We start from the raw sequence: 4523 nt of genomic DNA on the forward strand, positions 1-4523 counted from the left end.
CAGATCAGAGTGCGATCAGTATCCGAGGTGGAGCGTCCGCAAATCAGAGGTGGCGTGTCCTCGGCCCCCAGGGATTCGAGCGGGCCATGGATGGCCCGCGCCCGCGAATTGGAGCCGGACGCGCAACCTGAGCGGCGAACCCCTGGGGGCCGAGGGCGCGCCACGGCGCAGAATTCGATAGGCGAGTTGCGTCTGTGCACTGACCTCGTATCTGGAAACCCTGCACTGCGGGCGCACCCTCAAACAGGCGGCACGAAAACGACTTTCCGATGTCACCCCGGACGCACCTAGAATGCCCTTGTCCACGAACCGGAAGACCGCCCATGCGCACCCTGTACCCTGCCATCGAACCCTACGAAACCGGGCGTCTGCAGGTCGATGCCCGCCACAGCCTGTACTGGGAGCAGTGCGGCAATCCGGAGGGCAAGCCGGTGGTGCTGCTGCACGGCGGCCCGGGAGGCGGCTGCAGCGCCAACATGCGCCGCTTCCACGACCCGGCGAAGTACCGGATCGTCCTGTTCGACCAGCGCGGCTCAGGTCGCAGCACGCCCCACGCCGACCTGGTGGGCAACACCACCTGGGACCTGGTGTCCGACACCGAAAAACTGCGCGAACACCTGGGCATCGACCGCTGGCAGGTGTTCGGCGGCAGCTGGGGCTCGACGCTGGCGCTGGCCTACGCCGAAACCCACCCGCAGCGCGTCACCGAACTGGTGCTGCGCGGCATCTTCCTGCTGCGCCGCTGGGAACTGGAGTGGTTCTATCAGGAAGGCGCTTCGCGGATTTTCCCGGATGCGTGGCAGCACTATGTATCCGCGATCCCGGAAGTGGAGCGCGGCGACCTGATCTCCGCCTTCCACCGTCGCCTGACCTCGGACGACCCGGCCGTCCGGCTGGCGGCGGCGCGCGCCTGGGCGATCTGGGAAGGCGGCACCAGCTACCTCGAAATCCCCGCCGACTACGCCGACACCCACGGCGACGCGGAATTCGCACTGGCCTTCGCGCGGATCGAGAACCACTACTTCGTCAACGGCGGGTTTTTCGAGGTGGAAGGCCAGCTGCTGCGCGATGCGCACCGGATTGCCGACATCCCCGGCGTGATCGTCCACGGCCGCTACGACGTGGTCTGCCCGATCCAGAGCGCGTTCGACCTGCACGCGGTCTGGCCGAAGGGCGAGCTGCGCGTTTCGCCGCATTCCGGGCACTCGATGTTCGAGGCGGAAAACGCGGCGGCGCTGGTGGAAGCCACCGATCGCTTTTCCTGACGGGGGGCTTCGCGCGTCCGTTCGGGGCGGGCTTGGACAAAAGCGTTTCCGCGTTCAAAACGCTTCTAGACGCACCTTCGCCGAACTCACTTCACCGGCGATCCGTCCGGATTGCGGTCGATCATCCACAGGCCGGCCCAGAGCTTGAGATCGAGTTCGTAGCCTTGCGCCTGCTTCTGCGTCAGCCACTGTGGCACCTGCGCGCGCGGAACCGCGTGGACGATGATGTTCTCGTCGTCCACCCCGCCGCCTTCGCCGACCCGGACCAGATCGAGGGCGCGGACGAAGGCGATGCGCTCGTTGCTCATGCCGGCGCTGGTCGGGCCGGTGAGCAGCACGTCGACGCGCCCGGGCGACCAGCCGGTTTCCTCGATCAGCTCGCGGCGGGCCGCTTCGGTCAGCGTGTCCTCGGCGCGGTCGTCCCCGACCAGCCCGGCTGGCATTTCGATCGTGCGCGCGCCCAGCGGCACCCGGTACTGTTCGACGAACAGGACCTCGTCGGCGGGCGTCACCGCGACGACGATCACCGCCATGCCCTGGCCGTGGGTGCGCTCGCAGGATTCCCAGGTTCCGATCCGCACCAGCCGCAGCCAGCGGCCTTCATACAGCGTCTGCTTGAGATTGCCCATGCGGCGATGCTATCGCAGACGCATCGCGTGCAGCACCTACGGCGGTGGCGGCCCTGCCGCTTCCGCCAACCGCCTGCGGGTGGTCGAGCCGAAGCCCAGCCAGTCCGACAGCGCGTCCAGTTCGTCGCTGTCGCCCTGCCGGTGCGTGAAGCCGCCCTCGGGCAACGGCGCGTCCAGGGCGATCGTGGTGAGTTGGCGCCACAGCAGCACCTGCCGGTGCTGCTCGCGCAGCCTCCTGGCCATCTGCGCGGCGCCGCGCAGGCGCAGGAAGGGCACTTCATCGACCCGCTCCAGCAAGGCGTCCAGCGTGTCGAAATGGCCCAGCAGGATCGCCGCCGACTTGGGGCCGATGCCGCTGACGCCGGGGATGTTGTCCACCGCGTCGCCGGCCAGCGCGAGATAGTCCGGAATCTGCTCCGCACGCACCCCGTGCCGTGCCTTGACCCCCGACTGACCCCAGCGCTGTCCCTTCGCGTAGTCGTACTGCTCGTCGCCCGCGCGCAGCAGCTGCGACAGATCCTTGTCGGCAGAAACGATCACGCTGCGGAAGCCCAGTGCGCGCTGGGCGTGCGCGGCGCTGCCGATCAGGTCGTCGGCCTCGTATTCCGGGTGCGCCAGCGTCACCAGCCCAAGCGCCTCGCACAACGCCTTGCACCATGCGAACTGGCGCTTGAGTTCCGGCGGAGCGGGATCGCGGTTGGCCTTGTAGGCCGGATAGAGCGCATGGCGGAAATTGCTGCCCAGGCTTTCGTCGAAGGCCACGGCGATGTGCCGCGGCCGCTCGCGTTCCAGCAGTTCCAGAAGGAAACGCGCGAAGCCGTGCGCCGCATTGGTGGGCCAGCCGTCGGCGTCGTGGAACTGATCCGGCGTCGAATGCCAGGCGCGGAACACGTACAGCGAGGCATCGATAAGATGGAGCGTGGCTTGATCCATGCCGGCATTGTAGAAGCCTCTGGCCACGGCCAAAGGCAGCCGCGCACAGGCGCGCTCCTACGGGCGCCAATCCGTCAGCAGCGCCGCGGCGTCCGGGCGCGGTCGATCGCGAATCTCGATTTGCGGCGTGCCGATGGCGATCGTTCCGATCAGTCGTTCGTCGGGGGACAGTCCGAGCGTGGTTTCCAGGAACGGGCGGTCGTAGGCCAGCCAGCCGGTCAGCAGCTGCGCGCCGAAGCCTTCGGACTGCGCCGCCAGCAGCAGCATCAGCCCGGTGTAGGCGGCGCTGGTGAAGCGCTCGCTTTCGGGGATCTTCTCGTCTTCGCCCAGGCGCGCGATCACCGCGACCGTCACCGGCGGCAAGGTGAAGCGGGTGCGCAGCTTGTCCTCGACGGCGGTTCCGCAGTCCGGCTCGCGCTCGCGCAGCCTGCGCACCGCCGCTTCGGCCAGCGCCGTGCGGGCCTCGCCGGCGATGCGCAGGAAGCGGAACGGCACCCGCTTGCCGTGGTCGGGCACGCGCACCGCGGTTTGCAGCATGCGCAGCAACCGTGCCGGCGAAGGTCCGGGCTCGCCGAGCTGGCGGGTGGGGATCGAGAGACGGCTGTCGAGGTCGTCGAGGGTCAGCATGGGCTTCCTTGGGCGAATGTCTGCCAAGTGCGGGTCGCATTGGTTAGGATGATGCAGGATCGGAACGATGGAGCGGGTGATGGCGGTGATCGTGGGCGTGGCGCGCGAGACGGCGACCGGCGAACGCCGGGTGGCCCTGACTCCGGAAACCTGCAAGAAACTGGTGGCGGCGGGCGCGACGGTGCGCATCCAGCCCGGCATCGGCGCCGGAGCGTATTTCCCCGATGCGGCTTACGCGGCGGCCGGGGCCGCGCTGGACGAGAACGCCTGCAGCGAGGCCGACCTCGTGCTGTGCGTCCAGCCCCCGCAGAACGACGCCATCGCCGGATTGAAGCAGGGTGCGGTGCTGGTGGGCAGTCTGCACCCGCAGGCCGACGCGGCCCGTGGCGAGGCCATCCGGGCGCGCGGGCTGGTCGCCTTCCCGCTGGAGCGGCTGCCGCGCACCACCCGGGCGCAGGCGATGGACGTGCTCAGCTCGCAGGCCGGCATGGCCGGCTACAAGGCGGTGCTGATCGCCGCCCAGCTGGCCCCGCGCTTCTTCCCGATGCTCACCACCGCGGCCGGCACAATCCGTCCGTCCAAGGTGCTGATCGTCGGCGCCGGCGTGGCCGGCCTGCAGGCGATCGCCACCGCCAAGCGCCTCGGCGCGGCGGTGGAAGGCTTCGACGTGCGTCCGGAAACCCGCGAACAGATCGAATCGCTGGGCGGCAAGTTCCTCGACCTCGGCGTCAGCGCCGCCGGCGAGGGCGGCTATGCGCGCCAGCTCACCGAGGAGGAACGCGCCCTGCAGCAACAGCGTCTGGCCGATCATCTGAAAGGCATCGACGTGGTGGTTTGCACCGCGGCGGTACCGGGTCGGCCGGCGCCGAAAATCATTTCCGAGGCGATGGTGGCCGGCATGAAGCCCGGCAGCGTGATAGTGGACCTGGCGGCCGAAACCGGCGGCAACTGCGCGCTGACCCGGCCCGGCGAAAACATCGACTCCGGCGGCGTCACCATCGCCGGGCCGCTGAACATGGCTTCGATGGGCGCCCAGCACGCCAGCGAAATGTACGCCCGCAACGTCTTC

The 4523-nt window shown here is 69.0% G+C and carries 5 protein-coding genes; 2 read left to right on the forward strand and 3 right to left on the reverse strand.

The features are described 5' to 3' along the window. Positions 1–323: 323 nt before the first annotated feature. Positions 324–1265: a prolyl aminopeptidase gene (pip, locus tag Q0X16_RS00675; protein WP_297829555.1), complete on the forward strand. Its 942-nt coding sequence runs from the start codon at positions 324–326 to the stop codon at positions 1263–1265. 86 nt (positions 1266–1351) lie between these two features. On the opposite strand, the gene Q0X16_RS00680 is transcribed toward pip, so the two are convergent. Genes Q0X16_RS00680 through Q0X16_RS00690 form a run of 3 tightly spaced genes read right to left on the reverse strand, consistent with a single transcriptional unit; the run spans position 1352 to position 3454 of the window. Continuing rightward, positions 1352–1894 (reverse strand): NUDIX hydrolase, encoded by a 543-nt coding sequence (locus Q0X16_RS00680; protein WP_297829557.1) that lies wholly within the window; start codon positions 1892–1894, stop codon positions 1352–1354. Positions 1895–1930: 36 nt separating this feature from the next. Beyond that, positions 1931–2827 (reverse strand): 5'-3' exonuclease H3TH domain-containing protein, encoded by an 897-nt coding sequence (locus Q0X16_RS00685; protein WP_297829559.1) that lies wholly within the window; start codon positions 2825–2827, stop codon positions 1931–1933. A gap of 57 nt (positions 2828–2884) precedes the next feature. Next, positions 2885–3454: a nitroreductase gene (locus Q0X16_RS00690; RefSeq protein ID WP_297829562.1), complete on the reverse strand. Its 570-nt coding sequence runs from the start codon at positions 3452–3454 to the stop codon at positions 2885–2887. Between the two features lie 79 nt (positions 3455–3533). Here Q0X16_RS00690 and Q0X16_RS00695 point away from each other — a divergent pair. Then, positions 3534–4523: NAD(P) transhydrogenase subunit alpha (locus tag Q0X16_RS00695; RefSeq protein WP_297829565.1), on the forward strand; the 990-nt coding region annotated here is incomplete at its 3' end.

Origin of the sequence: Thermomonas sp. (assembly GCF_025993755.1) — a bacterium.
Lineage (GTDB): Bacteria > Pseudomonadota > Gammaproteobacteria > Xanthomonadales > Xanthomonadaceae > Thermomonas.